Origin of the sequence: Limnohabitans sp. MMS-10A-192, from assembly GCF_003063335.1 — a bacterium.
Classification (GTDB): Bacteria; Pseudomonadota; Gammaproteobacteria; order Burkholderiales; family Burkholderiaceae_C; genus Limnohabitans_A.
Genome location: NZ_NERX01000002.1, coordinates 165646 through 181632, shown reverse-complemented (window position 1 = coordinate 181632; position 15987 = coordinate 165646). Strand labels below are relative to the sequence as shown.

General features: G+C 59.6%; 15 protein-coding genes. 11 read left to right on the top strand and 4 right to left on the bottom strand.

Features of this window, described 5'->3' with window-relative positions; translation table 11 throughout:
• The first annotated feature begins 9 nt into the window (after positions 1-9).
• Both B9Z43_RS05700 and B9Z43_RS05695 read left to right on the top strand, forming a co-directional pair.
• On the top strand, positions 10-795 hold the full coding sequence (locus B9Z43_RS05700; protein WP_108323600.1) for a class II aldolase/adducin family protein: 786 nt from the start codon (positions 10-12) through the stop codon (positions 793-795).
• Between the two features lie 43 nt (positions 796-838).
• Positions 839-1957, top strand: coding sequence for an alkene reductase (locus B9Z43_RS05695; protein ID WP_108323598.1), 1119 nt, complete (start codon positions 839-841; stop codon positions 1955-1957).
• On the opposite strand, the gene B9Z43_RS05690 is transcribed toward B9Z43_RS05695, so the two are convergent.
• Together B9Z43_RS05690 and B9Z43_RS05685 are read right to left on the bottom strand one after the other, a co-directional pair.
• Positions 1939-3354 carry a sensor histidine kinase gene (locus B9Z43_RS05690; protein WP_108323596.1) on the bottom strand — a complete coding sequence of 472 codons (1416 nt, stop codon included), beginning with the start codon at positions 3352-3354 and terminating at the stop codon, positions 1939-1941. The two genes, B9Z43_RS05695 and B9Z43_RS05690, sit on opposite strands and share 19 nt — an antisense overlap.
• On the bottom strand, positions 3351-4043 hold the full coding sequence (locus B9Z43_RS05685; protein ID WP_108323594.1) for a response regulator transcription factor: 693 nt from the start codon (positions 4041-4043) through the stop codon (positions 3351-3353). Before B9Z43_RS05685 ends, B9Z43_RS05690 begins: the two co-directional genes overlap by 4 nt.
• Positions 4044-4114: 71 nt before the next feature.
• Between B9Z43_RS05685 and B9Z43_RS05680 the strand changes: the two genes are divergently transcribed.
• The 3 genes from B9Z43_RS05680 to B9Z43_RS05670 are packed head-to-tail and all read left to right on the top strand — an operon-like array spanning position 4115 to position 9712.
• On the top strand, positions 4115-5437 hold the full coding sequence (locus B9Z43_RS05680; RefSeq protein WP_108323592.1) for a TolC family protein: 1323 nt from the start codon (positions 4115-4117) through the stop codon (positions 5435-5437).
• A 31-nt stretch (positions 5438-5468) separates the two neighbouring features.
• Positions 5469-6632, top strand: a complete 1164-nt coding sequence (locus B9Z43_RS05675) for an efflux RND transporter periplasmic adaptor subunit (protein WP_233250043.1) — start codon at positions 5469-5471, stop codon at positions 6630-6632.
• A complete protein-coding gene (locus tag B9Z43_RS05670) occupies positions 6629-9712 on the top strand; it encodes an efflux RND transporter permease subunit (protein WP_108323589.1) in 3084 nt (1027 codons plus the stop codon). Before B9Z43_RS05675 ends, B9Z43_RS05670 begins: the two co-directional genes overlap by 4 nt.
• A gap of 57 nt (positions 9713-9769) precedes the next feature.
• On the opposite strand, the gene B9Z43_RS05665 is transcribed toward B9Z43_RS05670, so the two are convergent.
• Positions 9770-10351: a hemerythrin domain-containing protein gene (locus B9Z43_RS05665; RefSeq protein ID WP_108323587.1), complete on the bottom strand. Its 582-nt coding sequence runs from the start codon at positions 10349-10351 to the stop codon at positions 9770-9772.
• Between the two features lie 151 nt (positions 10352-10502).
• The gene (locus tag B9Z43_RS05660; RefSeq protein WP_108323585.1) at positions 10503-12710 is read right to left on the bottom strand and encodes a cation-translocating P-type ATPase; all 2208 of its coding nucleotides are present in this window, start codon (positions 12708-12710) and stop codon (positions 10503-10505) included.
• Positions 12711-12775: 65 nt separating this feature from the next.
• Here B9Z43_RS05660 and B9Z43_RS05655 point away from each other — a divergent pair, with 65 nt between their 5' ends.
• From B9Z43_RS05655 to B9Z43_RS05630, 6 genes are all read left to right on the top strand, one after another.
• Positions 12776-12973: a heavy-metal-associated domain-containing protein gene (locus B9Z43_RS05655; RefSeq protein WP_108323583.1), complete on the top strand. Its 198-nt coding sequence runs from the start codon at positions 12776-12778 to the stop codon at positions 12971-12973.
• 23 nt (positions 12974-12996) lie between these two features.
• Positions 12997-13191 carry a DUF2892 domain-containing protein gene (locus B9Z43_RS05650; protein WP_108323581.1) on the top strand — a complete coding sequence of 65 codons (195 nt, stop codon included), beginning with the start codon at positions 12997-12999 and terminating at the stop codon, positions 13189-13191.
• Between the two features lie 51 nt (positions 13192-13242).
• Positions 13243-14124 carry a pirin family protein gene (locus tag B9Z43_RS05645; RefSeq protein WP_108323579.1) on the top strand — a complete coding sequence of 294 codons (882 nt, stop codon included), beginning with the start codon at positions 13243-13245 and terminating at the stop codon, positions 14122-14124.
• A 109-nt stretch (positions 14125-14233) separates the two neighbouring features.
• Positions 14234-14692: a Spy/CpxP family protein refolding chaperone gene (locus tag B9Z43_RS05640; protein ID WP_158270073.1), complete on the top strand. Its 459-nt coding sequence runs from the start codon at positions 14234-14236 to the stop codon at positions 14690-14692.
• A 99-nt stretch (positions 14693-14791) separates the two neighbouring features.
• Positions 14792-15646 (top strand): DUF2189 domain-containing protein, encoded by an 855-nt coding sequence (locus tag B9Z43_RS05635; RefSeq protein WP_108323574.1) that lies wholly within the window; start codon positions 14792-14794, stop codon positions 15644-15646.
• Complete coding sequence (locus tag B9Z43_RS05630; RefSeq protein ID WP_199222256.1) at positions 15646-15855, top strand: DUF2788 domain-containing protein; 210 nt, start codon at positions 15646-15648, stop codon at positions 15853-15855. The genes B9Z43_RS05635 and B9Z43_RS05630 overlap by 1 nt, the downstream gene beginning before the upstream one ends.
• Positions 15856-15987: the final 132 nt, after the last annotated feature.

The following is a 15987-nucleotide window of genomic DNA, read 5'->3' as shown; positions in this document are numbered from 1 at the left end:
AGCTGTGCCATGGCGTTTGAGATCCCTTCTTTGAAAGACAGCGTTCACCCCGATGAGTGGCAGTTGCGTGTCGATCTGGCCGCTTGTTATCGGCTGGTGGCGCTGTACGGCTGGAGCGATCTGGTCTTCACCCACATCAGCGCCAAGTTGCCCGAATCGGTCACCGGCGGGCAAGAACAGTTTTTGATCAACCCCTATGGCCTGATGTTCGACGAGATCACCGCATCCAGCCTGGTGAAGGTGGACATGCAGTGCAACAAACTGCACGACAGCCCCTTCCCGGTCAACCCGGCAGGCTTTGTGATCCACAGCGCAGTGCACGAGGCGCGGCACGATGCCGGGTGTGTGCTGCACACCCACACCCGGGCGGGCGTGGCCGTGAGCGCACAGGCGCACGGCGTGCTGCCCATCAGCCAGCAAAGCACTTTTGTGCTGGCCTCGCTGGCCTACCACGGCTACGAAGGCGTGGCCATCCGTGACGATGAGAAAACCCGCCTGCAAGCCGACCTGGGGGAAGCCAATTATTTGATGCTGCGCAACCACGGTCTGCTCACGGTGGGCAAATCGATCGCCGATGCTTTCTTGTCGATGTACACGTTTGAGAACACCTGCCGCATCCAGGTCGATGCCCTAGCCGGGCAATCGGGCCCGAAGGAGCTGACAGCCGTGAACCCGCAAATTTTGGACGGTATCTCACACGCCATGCGCGTGCAAACCGGTGGCCTGGGCGGCGCTTTTGTGTGGCCTTCGCTGCTGCGCAAACTGGCCCGCGAGAACCCGGGCTTTGACGTCTGAGCCCCTTTGAAATCCTTTGAAATCACTCTGAGAAATGCCCCCGATGACCTCCCTGTTTGAACCCTGCCAAGTCGGCGCCCTGGCTCTGTCAACCCGCATCGTGATGGCGCCGCTCACGCGCAACCGTGCGCCTGGCGGCTTGGCCAATGCCCGCATCGCCGCTTACTACCGACAACGCGCCAACCCCGCCACCGGCGCGGGCCTGATCATCACCGAAGCCACCGGCATCAGCCACCAGGGCCAAGGTTATGCCGATGTGCCCGGCATCTGGAGCGCTGAACAAATCGCCTCATGGAAGCAGGTGACCGATGCGGTGCATGCCGAAGGCGGCAAGATCGTCATGCAGCTGTGGCACGTGGGCCGCATCTCGCACACCAGCTTGCAGCCCAATGGCCAAGCGCCCGTGGCCCCGTCGGCTGTGGCGGCCAAAGGCAAAACCGTGTTGTTGGTCGATGGCAAAGCGCAATTTGTGGATGTGTCGGCTCCCCGCGCACTCGATGCCGCAGAGCTGCCCGGCATTGTGGAAGACTACCGCCGCGCCGCTGCCAACGCGGTGGCTGCGGGGTTTGATGGCGTCGAAGTGCATGCGGCCAACGGTTACCTGATCGACCAGTTTTTGCGTTCGGGCAGCAACCAGCGCAGCGACGCGTATGGCGGCTCGGTTGAAAACCGCGCCCGCTTTTTGCAAGAAGTCATGCAAGCCGTCGTGGCCGAAATCGGTGGCGGTCGCACCGGCATCCGCCTCTCGCCCGTGACGCCCGCCAACGACGCCAGCGACGACTTGCCACAGCCTTTATTCGAGCATGTGGCCCGGCAACTGGCCCCGCTGGGCCTGGCCTATGTGCACATCATCGAAGGCTCGACCGGTGGCCCGCGCGACCACCAGCAAGGCCCTGCGCCTTTCGATTACGCAGCGCTGAAAAACGCTTACCGCCAAAGCGGTGGGCAGGCAGCCTGGATGGTCAACAACGGTTACGACCTGCCACTGGCCGAACAGTCCTTGGCCGAAGGCGCCGACCTGATCGCCTTTGGTCGCCCCTTCATCGCCAACCCCGACTTGGGCGCGCGCCTGAAACAAGGTGGCCCCTTCAACACGCTGGAGCGCGCCACCTTGTACGGCGGCGGCGATGCCGGTTACCTGGACTACCCAACGCTGGGCTGAAGCGCAAAGCGCAGGCTGACTTTGAGGCCCTGGCCTTGGCTGGCGGGGCTGACCATCGACAGCTGCGCACCCATGATGCGGGCGTACTCGGCCACGATGGCCAGGCCCAGGCCCGAGCCTTGTTTGAGCGCTTCGCCCGCGCTGCCTTGGGCCCAGCGCCGCAAAAGACGCTCGCGCTGCGCCTCGGTGATGCCCGGGCCGTTGTCGATGACCGACAAGCACACCGCGCCCGGCTCTGGCTGAGAGACAGCCACCGTCACGTGCCGGTCGGCCCCGTCCGTGGGCACGCCATAGCGCAGGGCGTTGTCGATCAAATTGTCCAGCGCCCCTTCGAGCAAAGCGCGTTGGGCCAAGATGAACAACGGCAAGTCCAGGCCCTCTTCAAAGTCCACGCCCAGATCGACACCCAAGGCATCAGCCCGGTGCAAATGGCGCATCAGGCTGTCACGCACCACCTCGTCCAAAGCCAGGGGCTGGGGCTGCAAAACCTGCTGGGCTTCTTGCGCCAAAGCCAAGGCCAGCAACTGGTCGATCAAGTGGCTGGCTCTTTCCTGGCTTTGCGCGATGCTGCGCAGTTGCTCACGCCAAACCTGCGGGTCGGATTGGGTCAGGCCGTACTCCGCCAAGGCCCGGATGCCCGCCAGCGGCGTGCGCATCTCGTGCGCCACATTGCCCGCAAACTCTTTTTGGCCACGCACGCTTTGCTCAATGCGCGTGAGCAGAGCGTTGATGGATTCGCCGAGTTTTTGCACATCCAGCGTGCGGGTGGAAATCGTGAGCGGCGTGAGGTCGCGCACATCGCGCTGCGCCACCGCGCGCTCCAAGTCCATCAGGGGTTGCACATCTTTCTGAATGGCGCGGCGCAACCACCAGGCCAGCCAAATCAGCAGCAGCAACTGCGGCACCAGCGAGAAAAACAACAAGCGTTGAAACAAGCGGTCCTGCACCCGTGTGGTTTGCGCCACCACCACGGTGAAGTTGGCGGGCTTGCTGCGTTCCAACACCACGGCACGCACGCTGCGGTTCTGGAACGGGGTTTCCGTGAAAAATGGCGTCACGACCGTGCGGGCACCGACCGGCAACTGCAAACCGGCATGGCCGGCCAGCAGACGGCCATCGTCTTGGTAAACCGCAAAGTAAAGGTTTTCGTTCTGGTCAAAGAGCAAATTGCCCATCTCCACAGCACTCAAGCCCAAAGTCAGCCCACCGTCTTCGGCATCGCGGACATGGCTGGCCACGGCGTAAGCGTCATCGAGCAGGGCGCGGTCAAAGGCCTGCTGCGTGAAATAGCGCGCCACCGCCAAGGCCAGCATGGCGCCCACCAGCCATGTCAAGGCCAGCGGCAAGATCACGTGGCGCAACAAGCGCGCACGCAAAGAGGTGGAAACGCGCCTCATGAGCGCTGCTCTTCCATCAAATAGCCCAAGCCACGCAAGGTGCGAATCGATGCGCCCGATTGCGCCAGTTTTTTGCGCAAACGGGAAATGAAGGCTTCCAGCGCGTTGTCGGCCAGCGCTTCTTCAAAATCCGAGAGCTTGTTGGACAGGTCTTTTTTGCTCACCGTGCGGCCGGGCGGGCTCATCAGCTCCCACAGCACTTCGAGTTCGCGTGCAGGCAAGGTCAGCTCCTGGCCCTGAATCAAAATCCGCCGTGCTTTGCGGTCGAGCACCAGCTGCCCCACCTGGGTCTGCTCATCGGCCCCCTGACTGCGGCGCACCAGGGCACGCAAACGGGCCTCCACTTCGGCCAGCTCAAAGGGCTTGCCCAGATAGTCGTCAGCGCCCGCGTCCAGCCCCGCAATGCGTTCATCGGTGCGGTTGCGGGCGGTGAGCACCAGCACGGGGGTCTTGTCGCCTTTGGACCTGCGCTCACGCAACAAGGTCAAACCGCTGACCATCTCGGCGTAGCGGCGCTCGTTCAGGGGCAAGTTCAGATCCAGCAAAACGGCGTCATAGCTCTGCACGTGCCACAAGTGCTGCGCCGTCGCGTAGTCACCCGCCCCATCCACGCGATGCCCGGCATCGGCCAGACTGCGCAGCATGACCGCCTGCAGCACCGGATCGTCTTCCACCAACAAGATACGCATGAACCCTTAGTCTCCACAAAACAAGTCCCGAAGTCAGGTATTGGTCAGGCCAGTTCACTGATAAAGGAACAATGAGCATACGACACTTGTTTCTTTGGAGTGGCCTGGCGGCCTTGGGTTTGAGCCCCTGGGTTCTGGCGGCCGACGCGATCAGCCCGACGGCTGCGCCATCTTTGGGTACGCCCGCGCCCGCGTCTTCGGTCTTGGGCCTCCAAGAGGTGCTGCAGGCGGCCCGGCAAAGCCCCGAGGTGCTGGCCGCACAGCGCGCCGTGAACGCCGCTCGCGCCGAAGTGCTCAGCGCAGACCGGGCGCCCGCGCCCACTTTGTCGGCCGGCGTCGCTTCCATTGATTTGCAAAACGGCAATGGCAGCGGTTCTTTTTGGTCTCAAAAACGCATCGACAAATCCCTCGGCCTGGACTGGACATGGGAGCGCGGCAACAAACGGGCCTTGCGCACCGAAACGGCAGCGCACAGCGCCAACGCGGCCCAAGCCGACAGCCAAGAGGTCTTGCTGCTTCAACAAATCAACGCCCAAGCGGCTTTTTATGACTTGTTGGCGGCACAGCAACGCTTGCAGGCTGTCCAAGCCATCGGCCAAAGCGCCAAGCAACTGGCGCACAGCGCGCAGTTGCGGCTGAAGGCTGGCGATTTATCGGCACAGGACGCAGCGCGCATTCAAATTGAAGCCGAACGCAGTCGCGCCGAAGAACAAAGTGCCGCGCTGGACCGCCAGCAGGCGGTCTGGGCCCTGTCGCAATTCACAGGCTTGGCCGTGCCAAGGGGTGGCTGGCAGGTGCAAGGCGAATGGCCTGCCAGCACCGCCGACACCGCACAAGCCGATGCCCTGCTGGAGACGCTGATCGAGCAACGCCCCAATGTCATCGCTGCCCGCGAACGCTTGGCCGCAGCACAAACGGCCTTGCAATCGGCACAAGCTTTGCGCCAAACCGACCCCAGCATAGGCACCAGCTTTGACCATTTTCCGGGAACATCCACCCGCTTGATGGCTTTGCGCATCTCCATGCCCTTGAACGGCTGGCAGCGCTTTGACGGCGACATTGCCCGCGCTTTGGCACAAGAAGAGCAAAGCCAGGCCCTGCTGCAAAAAACCTTGCTGCAAGCGCACGCAGATCTGGGCGCGCTGGTGCAAGCGCGTCAAATCAGCGCACAACGCTTGCAAATATTCGAAAGCAGCATCCTGATACAAGCCACTCAGGTGGCCGCGCAAGCCGAGACGGCCTACAACAAAGGCGGCTTGACGCTGACCGATTTGCTGGACGCCCGCCGCACCCTCAAGACCATCCAACTCGAAGCTTTGGCCGCACGCAACGCGCACGCCAAAGCCTTGGGCGCTTGGCAATTGCGCTTGGCCATGCCAGGCCGCGCCCATTGAACCTCTTTGAATTCCCGAGCGAGACCAGCCCTTGAAAAACCTGCACACCCCAATCGCCGTCTTGAGCATCGCCGCCCTGGCTTTGTTGGCCGCCTGCCAAGAAAAGTCCGAACCAATGGCCGCTGCGCCCATGCCCATCATTCAGAACCAACAGTTGCGCTACCCGGCTGGGCATCCCCAGTTGGCCCTGTTGGTGAGCACGCCCGCCACACAGGCCCAAAGCATCCACATCGAGTTGCCCGCCAAGTTGGTCTGGAACGAAGAGCGAACACAACGCATCTTTCCGGCTTTCACGGGCCGCGTGACACGCATCAGCGCCGACATAGGTCAATCGGTCACGGCAGGTCAGGTGCTGGCTGAGCTGGCCTCGCCCGAGTTTGGTGCCGCGCAAGCCGATACCTCACGCGCTCAGGCCGATGCCCAATTGGCCAAACTCGCTTTGCAACGCCAACGGGAACTTTTCGATGCCGGTGTGGTGGCCCGCAAAGACCTGGAGCAAGCCGAGGCCGAAGCCGCTCGTGCGCAATCCGAACTGGCCCGTGCACAAGCGCGCACCAGCCTGTATGGCAGCAGCACAGGTGTCAACCAGCAGTTGGGCGTGCGCAGCGATGTATCCGGTGTGGTGGTGGAACGCAACCTCAACCCCGGCCAGGAAGTGCGCACCGACAATTCGGGAGCCCCGCTGTTTGTGGTGTCTGACCCCCGCGTGCTGTGGGTGAACATTGACGCCCAGGAAGCCGATGCCGCAAGCCTTCGTCTTGGCGCCAAGGTCAAGCTGCAGGTGCCGTCTTTGGCCGAACAGACTTTCGAAGCGACCATCACGGCGGTCACCGACCAGATTGATCCGAACACCCGCACCATCAAAATACGCGCCAAGGTGGCCAACCCCGCACGCCTGCTCAAAAATGAAATGCTGGCCCAAGTGCACTACCAACGCCAAGTGGGCAGCAACATCGAGGTGCCCGCTTCGGCGGTGTTCTTGCGAGGCAACCAGCATTTTGTATTTGTGCAAAGCCAGGCGGGGGTTTTTGAGCCCCGCGATGTGAAAGTTTCCTACGCAGGGGCGCAACGTGTCTTGCTCAGCGCCGGACTGAAAGAGGGAGAACAAGTGGTCAGCCAAAACGGCTTGCTGCTGGCCCGCGAGTTGCGACTCGCACAAGAAGCGGCCCACGCAGCGGAGCCAGGCAAGCCATGAAAAAACTCATCCACTACGCGCTGAACCAGCCGCTGTTCATCGTGCTGGGCACGCTGTTGTTTGTGATGTCGGGCGTCTTCGCCTTCAAGAACCTGTCGGTTGAAGCCTTTCCGGATGTGACCGACACGCAAGTGACGGTGATTGCCCTGTACCCCGGCCGCGCCGCCGAAGAGGTGGAAAAGCAGGTGACCTTGCCGATCGAAGTCGCCCTGGCCGGCTTGCCCAATTCGATCCGCGTGTTCTCGCACACCCAGTTTGGGCTGTCGTTCACCGTGGTCACCTACAACGACAACGCCGAGGTGAACACGGTTCGCCAACAGGTCAACGAGCGTCTTCGCGGACTGGATTTGCCGCCAGGCGTCGAGGCCAACATTGCCCCCAACGCCACGCCAGTGGGCGAGGTCATGCGCTACCGTTTGCGCGGCGATGGACAAACCACCACCGAGCTGCGCACCCTGCAAGACTGGGTGGTCGAGCGCGGCTTGCGACAGGTCCCCGGCGTGGCCGACGTGGTGGCCATGGGCGGCTTCATCAAGCAATACGAAGTGCAGCCCGATCTGGAAAAGCTGCGCGCCCACAAGTTGACCTTTCAGAACTTGCTCGACGCCTTGGGCCGAGGCAACGCCAATGCCGGTGGCAGCTATGTGGCACAGGGCCTGCAGCAATTCGCCATTCGCGGCATTGGCTTGTTGCGCTCGTCGGAAGAAATAGGCCAAGTGGTCGTTGCCACGCGCAACAACACCCCCATCTTGGTGCGCGATGTGGCGCAGGTCAAGATCGGTGCCGTGCCCCGCTTGGGCACCGTGGGGCAAGACGAAGACAACGACATCGTCACCGGCATCGTGGTCATGCGCAAAGGCGAAAACCCCAGCGTGGTGCTCAAGGGCGTGAAAGAAAAAATCAAGGAACTCAACACACGTGGCTTGCCGCAAGGTGTCGAGATTGCACCGTATTACGACCGCGCTTGGCTGATGGACAAAACGCTGACCACGGTCTTCAAAAACCTGGTGGAAGGAGCCCTGCTGGTCTCCTTGGTGCTCTACATCTTCCTGTCCAATCTGCGCGCCAGCCTGGCCGTGGTGGCGGTGATCCCGCTGGCCTTGCTGGCCACCTTCATGGGTTTGAAGATCATGGGCGTGCCAGCGAACTTGCTGAGCCTGGGTGCGATGGACTTCGGCATCATCGTGGACGGCGCGGTGATCGTGATTGAAAACATCATGCACCGACTGGCCGAGCGCGGTGAGGGCATGAACGAGAAAGAGCGCAAGACCCTGATCACCGAAGCAACCAACGAAGTCGGACGACCCACCTTGTTTTCGATGCTGATCATCATCGCCGCACACATCCCGATTTTTGCCTTGCAACGCCACGAAGGCCGCATCTTCCAGCCCATGGCCTTGTCGGTCACGGCCGCCTTGATTGGTGCGCTGATTTTTTCTCTGACCCTCGTGCCTTTGCTGGCTTACTGGATGTTGCGCAAGAAATTGCCACACCATGACAACCGCGTTGTCGCCAAGTCCAAACAACTTTACAAGCCCGCTTTGAACTGGGCCTTGGGCCATCGCCGTCAGGTGGTGGGCATCGCCATCGCCTGCTTTGCCATGGCCATGGCGGCCGCCTCGCGTCTGGGCTCGGAGTTTTTGCCCGAGCTCAATGAAGGCACGATTTGGGTGAATGTGCGCTTACCCGCCAGCGTGGCCAACGCGGAGGCCACGCGCATTTTGAGTGACATCCGCAAAACCTTGCGGTCTGTGCCCGAAGTGCGCACCACCGTGTCCAAAGCGGGTCAGCCCGAAGACGGCACAGACCCCAAAACCATCAGCATGGCCGAGATCTTTGTGGACCTGAAGCCGCCAGAGCAATGGCGCAAGGGTCTGACACGCGAAAAACTGATCGAGGAAATGGACCATGCGGTGTCGGCTTTGCCGGGCATGGAGCCGACGTTTTCGCAACCCATTCGTGACAACGTGCTGGAATCCATTTCGCAAATTGATGGCCAAATCGTGATCAAGATCGCAGGCGATGACCTGGCCACGCTCAAGCAAACCGCGGAGGCCATTGAGCGAGAAATCAAGCAAGTCAAAGGGGTCAGCCGTGCCGAGATCGACCGTCAGGGCGAATTGCCGCAGTTGCTGATCAACATCCAGCGTGAACAAGCGGCCCGTTATGGCCTGAACGTGGGTGATGTGCAAGATGTGATCGAAGCGGCCTTGGCGGGCAAAGCGGCCACCACTTTGTGGGACGGTGAGCGCCGCTTTGATGTGGCGGTACGTTTGCCGCAAGAGCGGCGCAACATTTCCGAGTTGGCGTCGATTCCCATCCCCAAACCGGATGGTGGTTACGTCAGCTTGGGCGCGGTGAGCAAGATCGAGCAAACCGGCGGCGCGATGAACATCGCACGCGAATCAGGCCGCCGCACCATGGCCATTGGCATCTTCATCAAGGGCCGTGACATGGGCTCTGTCGTCGCGGACATGAAACAACGTGTGCAGAAAAACGTGAAGATCCCGGCCAATTACGTGGTCAATTGGTCGGGTGAATTCGAGAACCAGGAGCGTGCCATGCAACGCCTGAGCGTGGTGGTGCCGATCTCATTGCTGTTGATCTTTGTGTTGCTGTTCGATGCGTTCAGTTCGTTCAAGAGCGCCGCGCTGATTCTGATCAATGTGCCCTTGGCCTTGATCGGTGGCTTTGTCGCCTTGTGGATTTTCAACATCCCCTTGTCGGTTTCAGCGGCCATTGGCTTCATTGCATTGTCAGGGCAAGCTGTGCTCAACGGGGTGGTGATGTTGTCGGTGTTCCAGCAATTGCGCAATGCCGGTCACACGGTGCTGGAAGCGGTCAAGGAGGGTGCGCTTCAGCGCCTGCGCACTGTGTTGATGACGGCCATGCTGGCGGCGCTGGGCCTCTTGCCCATGGCCATGAGCCACGACATCGGCTCGGAAACCCAACGCCCATTGGCCATCGTGGTGATCGGGGGCTTGTTCACCGCGACGCTGTTGACCTTGCTGGTTTTGCCCGTGTTGTATGTCTCCTGGTTCAAGGACCGCACGCACCACCACACACCGAACGCGCACTGAACATCGAGTCCGACAAGCCCTGCATGACGCCGTGCTTGTCGGCTCGGTAAAGTTGGTTCAGCCCAAGCCAATCGGTGAGGGCGCGCGCGTCACGATCAGGCTGAAAAGTTTCTCGTAGGCCTGTGTGGGTGGATAGTGGCCCGTGAGTGGGTCGGCGTTTTCGGCAAACGCTTGGTCCAGCAATACCCAGTCTGCCTCGCTCAGGCAACGCTCGGCCTCAGGCAAGATCACGGTTTCTTCCAAATGCATGTGCGCCAGGTAGAAGTCCACGTAATTCTTGAACGCATCTTCAAACGCCTGACGGCGGCTTGAACCCAGCAGTTCCCAAGACAGCAACAAGTGTTGCAAATCCCGTGCAGCTTTTTCGCTGTACATGTGGTCACGCTCGAGCTTGTCGACAGCGCCCATCACCTTGGGTGCCGCCTTGACCACCTTGGGAAACAGCAAGTTCGATTCTTTGGGGTGATGCAGGCGCTCGGGAAACTCGTCGATGTAAAACAACATCGCACGCACCACATCAAAAAAATTGCGACGGTCATCGCTGGGACCGCGCTCGACCATCATGCGCATGGACTGCAACATGGCCGCCAGTGAGGCGTGTTCATCACGGATGACCTGCAAACTGCTGTGTTTTTTCATCTGTCTGTTCTCCAATTCAATGGATCCCAGTGTGATGGTTTGTGTGTTTGTCTGCCGTGACGCAGGTCAAGAAATGTGAGATCAGCCGGCCACTGGACTTCGCTTGCCCACGGAATCAGTCACCCCGGGCGTGGACCCAGGGTCCAGGTCTTCAATCGGGCTTCCAGCGCTTGAGCAACAAGGCATTGCTCATCACGCTGACCGAGCTGAGCGCCATGGCGCCGCCAGCAATCACAGGGTTGAGGTAGCCCATCGCGGCCAGTGGGATACCGGCCACGTTATAGGCAAAAGCCCAGAACAGGTTTTGCCGGATCTTGGCGACGGTGCGCGCCGAGATGTCGAGCGCGGCCCCGACCAGGGCCACCTCGCCGCGCATGAGCGTGATGCCCGCCGCGTGCATGGCCACATCGGTGCCGTTGCCCATGGCCATGCCCACATCGGCTGCGGCCAGGGCCGGGGCGTCGTTCACGCCGTCGCCCACCATGGCCACGATGCGACCGCCCTCGCGCAGTTTTTGCACCTGTGCGGCCTTGTCGCCGGGCAAGACATCGGCGAGCACTTCGCCGTCTTCCGGGCGCAGGCCCAAACGGCGGGCCATGGCTTCGGCTGCGGCCTGGTTGTCACCCGAAATCATCACCAGCTTCAGCCCACGTTCACGCAGTGCAGCCAGCGCCTCCTGGGCGCCGGCCTTGGGCTCGTCGCCAAAGGCCATGAGCAAAACGCCTTGCACGCCGTCTGGGCCGCGTTCGGCGAGCGCCGACAAGGTGGCCCCTTGCGATTGCAAAGCCTTCACGTCTTCGGCCCACAAAGCGTTGTCCATGCCTTCTTGTTGCAGCCAACGAAAACTGCCCAGCAGCAGTTGCCTGCCATCCACTTGGGCTTGCACGCCGCGCCCGGGAACAGCGCTCAGGTCTTGCGGCGTGCTGGTCTTCAAGCCCTGCGCCTGCGCCGCTTTGAGCACGGCTCGGGCCAAGGGGTGTTCGCTGCCGCTTTGCACGCTGGCGGCCCAAGCCAAAGCGGTTGCGGCGTCATGGCCGGGTGCGACCAAGTGCTCAATCAGGCGGGGTTGACCGACCGTGAGGGTGCCGGTCTTGTCAAAGGCCACGGTTTGCACGCGGTGCGCCATTTCCAGCGCTTGGGCATCTTTGATCAAGATGCCGTGCTTGGCCGCCACGCCCGTGCCCGCCATGATGGCCACAGGGGTGGCCAAGCCCAAAGCACAGGGGCAAGCGATCACCAACACAGCTACCGCATGGATGAGTGCCGTTTCAAAAATTGCCCCCATGAACAGCCACACGGCCAAGGTCAACAAAGCCACCAACAGCACCACCGGTACAAAAATTTCGGCCACCTTGTCCACCAGCCGCTGGATGGGTGCCTTGGCCGCTTGCGCGTCTTCCACCAGCCGGATGATGCGCGAGAGCACGGTTTCGTGACCGACCGCTGTGACGCGCATCAGCACACGGCCATCGCCATTGATGGAGCCACCGGTCAGGGCGGCGCCCATGGTTTTGCTCACAGGCAAGGGTTCACCGGTCAACATGGATTCGTCCACCTGTGTTTGCCCTTCGATGAGTTCTCCGTCCAGCGGAAAACGCTCACCGGGCCGCACCGCCACCCTGTCGCCCACCAGAATTTCGGCCACCGGCACATCCACCTCGCCGTCGTCGCTGATCCAATGGGCCTTGTCGGGACGCAAAGCGTGCAGCGCTCGGATGGCTTCGGTGGTTTGGCGCTTGGCCCGCGCTTCGAGCCATTTGCCAAGCAAGACCAAGGTGATGACGACGGCCGAGCCTTCAAAGTACAAATGCGGTGCATGGCCTTCATGTGCGTTGAGCCACAGCCAAACCGAAAGCAACCAACCTGCGGTGGTGCCCAAAGACACCAGCAAATCCATGTTGCCCGTGAAGGCCTTCAGGGCATGCCAACCGGCTTTGTAGAAGCGGGCACCCAGGACGAATTGCACCGGCGTGGCCAAGGCAAATTGCAACCACGACGGCAGCATCCAATGTTGACCCCACAAGTCGCCCAACATGGGCAAAACCAGTGGTGCCGACAAGAACAAACCGAACGCCACGGGCGCAAAACCGGCCCAGGCCGAGACTTGATCGGCCATTTCTGCCGCTTCGGGCGTCAAGGGTTCATAACCTGCATCACGGATCGCCCGTCTCAATCGGGCATCGGTGACCTGCGCGGATTGCACAACAATGCGTGCCGATTCCGTAGCCAGGTTCACGGTGGCCGATTCGACGCCGGGCATTTTGTTCAAAGCCTTTTCAACACGCGCCACACATGATGCACAGGTCATACCGCCAATGCCGATGTCAATGGTTTCGGTTTGTGGATTGATGTGTGTCATGTCGGGCGTTGATTTTTGAACTATGCTTTGAGCAGCCCCAGGAGGGTTTCTCTGAAAGGGACATCATGAACCAAATTTTCACCGTTGAGGGCATGACGTGTGGCCACTGCGAAAAAGCCGTGACCAAGGCTTTGCTGGCTGTGGATTCGAATGCCAAAATCGTGATCGACCGCACACACAACAAAGTTGAAGTGGATTCCGACACAACACGCGAAGCCTTGGCACAAGCCATTGCCGAAGAAGGCTACCGCGTCGCGGCCTGATTTTTAAACCCAAAGGAGTTCTCATGACCACAAACATTGGCGGTATGGAGCGCATTCTGCGCATCGTGATCGGTTTGGTCCTGATCGGATTGGCTGCTACGGGACAAGTCGGCGTCTGGGGTTGGATAGGCCTTGTGCCTCTGGCCACGGGCTTGATCGGCTGGTGCCCGCCTTATAGCTTGCTAGGCATCAACACCTGCAAAAACCGCAAGGTCTGAACCACAATCCCCGCATGCAGCGGGGATTGTTTTTGCGGCATCATCCGGGGCATGACTTCTTTTGCCCCCTTTCAAAATCCACGTTCTGTAGAGGCCTTGGTCGCCGGTCGTGCCACACGCGACGGTGCAGGTGTGCGTTTGACCCGTGTGCTCACGGGTGAATTGCAGCAACGCCTGGATCCTTTCCTGATGCTTGACCAATTTGGCAGCAACGACCCCAAGGATTACGGTGCCGGTTTCCCCGACCATCCGCACCGCGGCTTTGAAACCGTGACCTACATGATTGCCGGCCGCATGCGTCACCGTGACAGCGCAGGTCATGAAGGTTTGCTGCAAAACGGTGGCGTGCAATGGATGACGGCAGGCCGTGGTCTGGTGCACAGCGAAATGCCCGAACAGGAAGAAGGCTTGATGGAAGGTTTTCAGCTTTGGCTGAACCTGCCCTCGCATCAAAAGATGTGCACCCCTTGGTACCGCGACATCCAGAGCGATAGCATCCCGGAAGTGCACACCGAGAGTGGCGTTTTGGTGCGTGTGATCTCAGGCCAAAGCCATGGTGTGCAAGGCGCCATGCACAGACCTGCAAAAGACTATCCGACCGATCCTCTTTATTTGGACATCCATTTCAGCGCAGACCAAACGTTCACGCAAAACATTTCGGTCAGCCACAACGCTTTTGTTTATGTTTACCGTGGATCGCTCGCTGTGCAAAGCCATCAAGGCGCTGAAACCGTGCCCCTTCAACGCATGGCCATTTTGAGCCATGGTGGTGACGGCGTGGTGCTGCAGGCTCAGGCGGGCACGCGCGCCTTGCTGATCTCAGGCCAACCTTTGCACGAACCCATCGCGCAGTACGGCCCCTTTGTCATGAACACCCGCGATGAATTGATGCAAGCCGTGGAAGACTTTCAGGCTGGACGTTTGGGTCAATGAACGATGCAGCTTGTTTGCCGAACTTTACAGTGGCACTGCAAACAAGGAACAGGCCAGACACATGGCCACAGCACACTGGAGACATCCCATCACTGAAAGGATGTTTTCCATGAAATTGATTCGCAACACCTTGATCGCCGCGTCTTTGCTAGCAGGTTTGTCCACTTTGAGTTTTGCCCAAATGGGCCCTGCTGCTGGCGGCGAACACATGGCCAAGATGCATGAACACATGTCGCAGCGACATGCCCAGCATCTGACCGATCTGAAAACGCAGTTGAAATTGCAAAACGAGCAAGAAGCGGCTTGGGCCACATTCACGCAAGCGGTGCAAATTCCTGCTCAAGCGCCTGCAAGGCCTGATCGCGCCGCGTTCGACAAAATGAGCACTCCTGAGCGCTTGGATGAAATGCAGGCACATCGGGCCAAAATGGACGTGCAAATGCAAAAGCATGCAGAAGCGACCAAGCTTTTCTACGGGGTTCTGAATACCGAGCAAAAGAAAGTGTTTGACAGCGAAAGCTTGCGATTCATGCATGGCATGCGCAAGGCCTCACACCGTCAACACTGATCAATACTTGTGTATCTGTACCAAGGCAGCCCTCCGGGCTGCCTTTTTGTCTTGACTTGCATCAAATTCAAGCACAGCCATGACCGTTAAGCTCGGCGAATGTTCGAGCCACCAACCCCATCCAAACGTCAAGACAGTTCCACTGTCTTTTTACCGCCCGTCTTGCCCATCGTCTTTGACCAACCTTTGCAATGGTTGGCACTGGGCTTCAAGGATTTCGCACGATCTCCATGGCTGAGCACTTTGCACGGCTTACTCATCAGCCTGTGGGGCTTCATCATCACTTGGGTGGCGCACGATCAATTTTGGTTGTTGGCAGGTTGTTTGTCCGGGTTTTTGGTGATTGCACCTGTATTGGCCACAAGTCTGTACGCTATGAGTCGGGCCATGGAGCGGGGAGAGGTTGTTGACTTCCAGTTGCTGGTCAATACCTGGACTCAATGGCATTTGCGCTTGCGCCATCAGCCAGACAGCTATTGGAGTCTGATCCGTTTTGGCTTACTTTTGGCATTGGCCGCTGTCGGCTGGGTGATCACGTCTGCGGCTTTGATCACCTTGCTGGCGCCAGCACCCATTCACACGCCCATGGATTTTGTGCACCACGTCGTGCTCAGTCCCAACCATTTCTTGTTCGAATTTTGGCTCGGCTTGGGGGGTTTGATGGCGGCTCCGGTTTTTGCTTCGAGCGTGATTTCCATGCCATTGTTACTGGACCGCCAAGTGAGTGTCTTGCAAGCTGTCTTGACCAGCTGGAAAACCGTACTGACCCACCCCCTGCAGATGGCTTTTTGGGCCTTGCTCATCATGGGGTTTTGCTTGCTGGGTATTTTTTCACTGTTTCTGGGACTGATCTTGGTCATCCCAATGCTGGGTCACGCCAGTTGGCACGCTTACCGTCAACTGATCGATGTTTCCAGTCTTGAAGAACGCATGTCAGGACAAGGTGGGCACTGATGTGGGGATTCACTGAAGAACAGTTCGCCTGGTTTGGGCTGACGATTGGCGTCGGTGCCTTCATGCTCTACATGTTGTTCATCATTGGACAACTGGCCTGGGAATCTAAAGCTGGAAAATTTGGCACCTTTGTCATTTTTCTAGGTCTGGCTTTTGGCATGTTGGGTTTTGTGGCCAAAGGTATCATCCAATGGCTCATTGGGAGCTGAGATGGTTGTTGCATAAAGCTGTGGATAAGAAAAGAGCAAAGCATCAGTTATCCACAGATACATGGATTTTTCAGAAGTTGTTCATGTCCGCGTGCTTTTGCAAAACCAGAGTGACACACAAGCACTCAAACG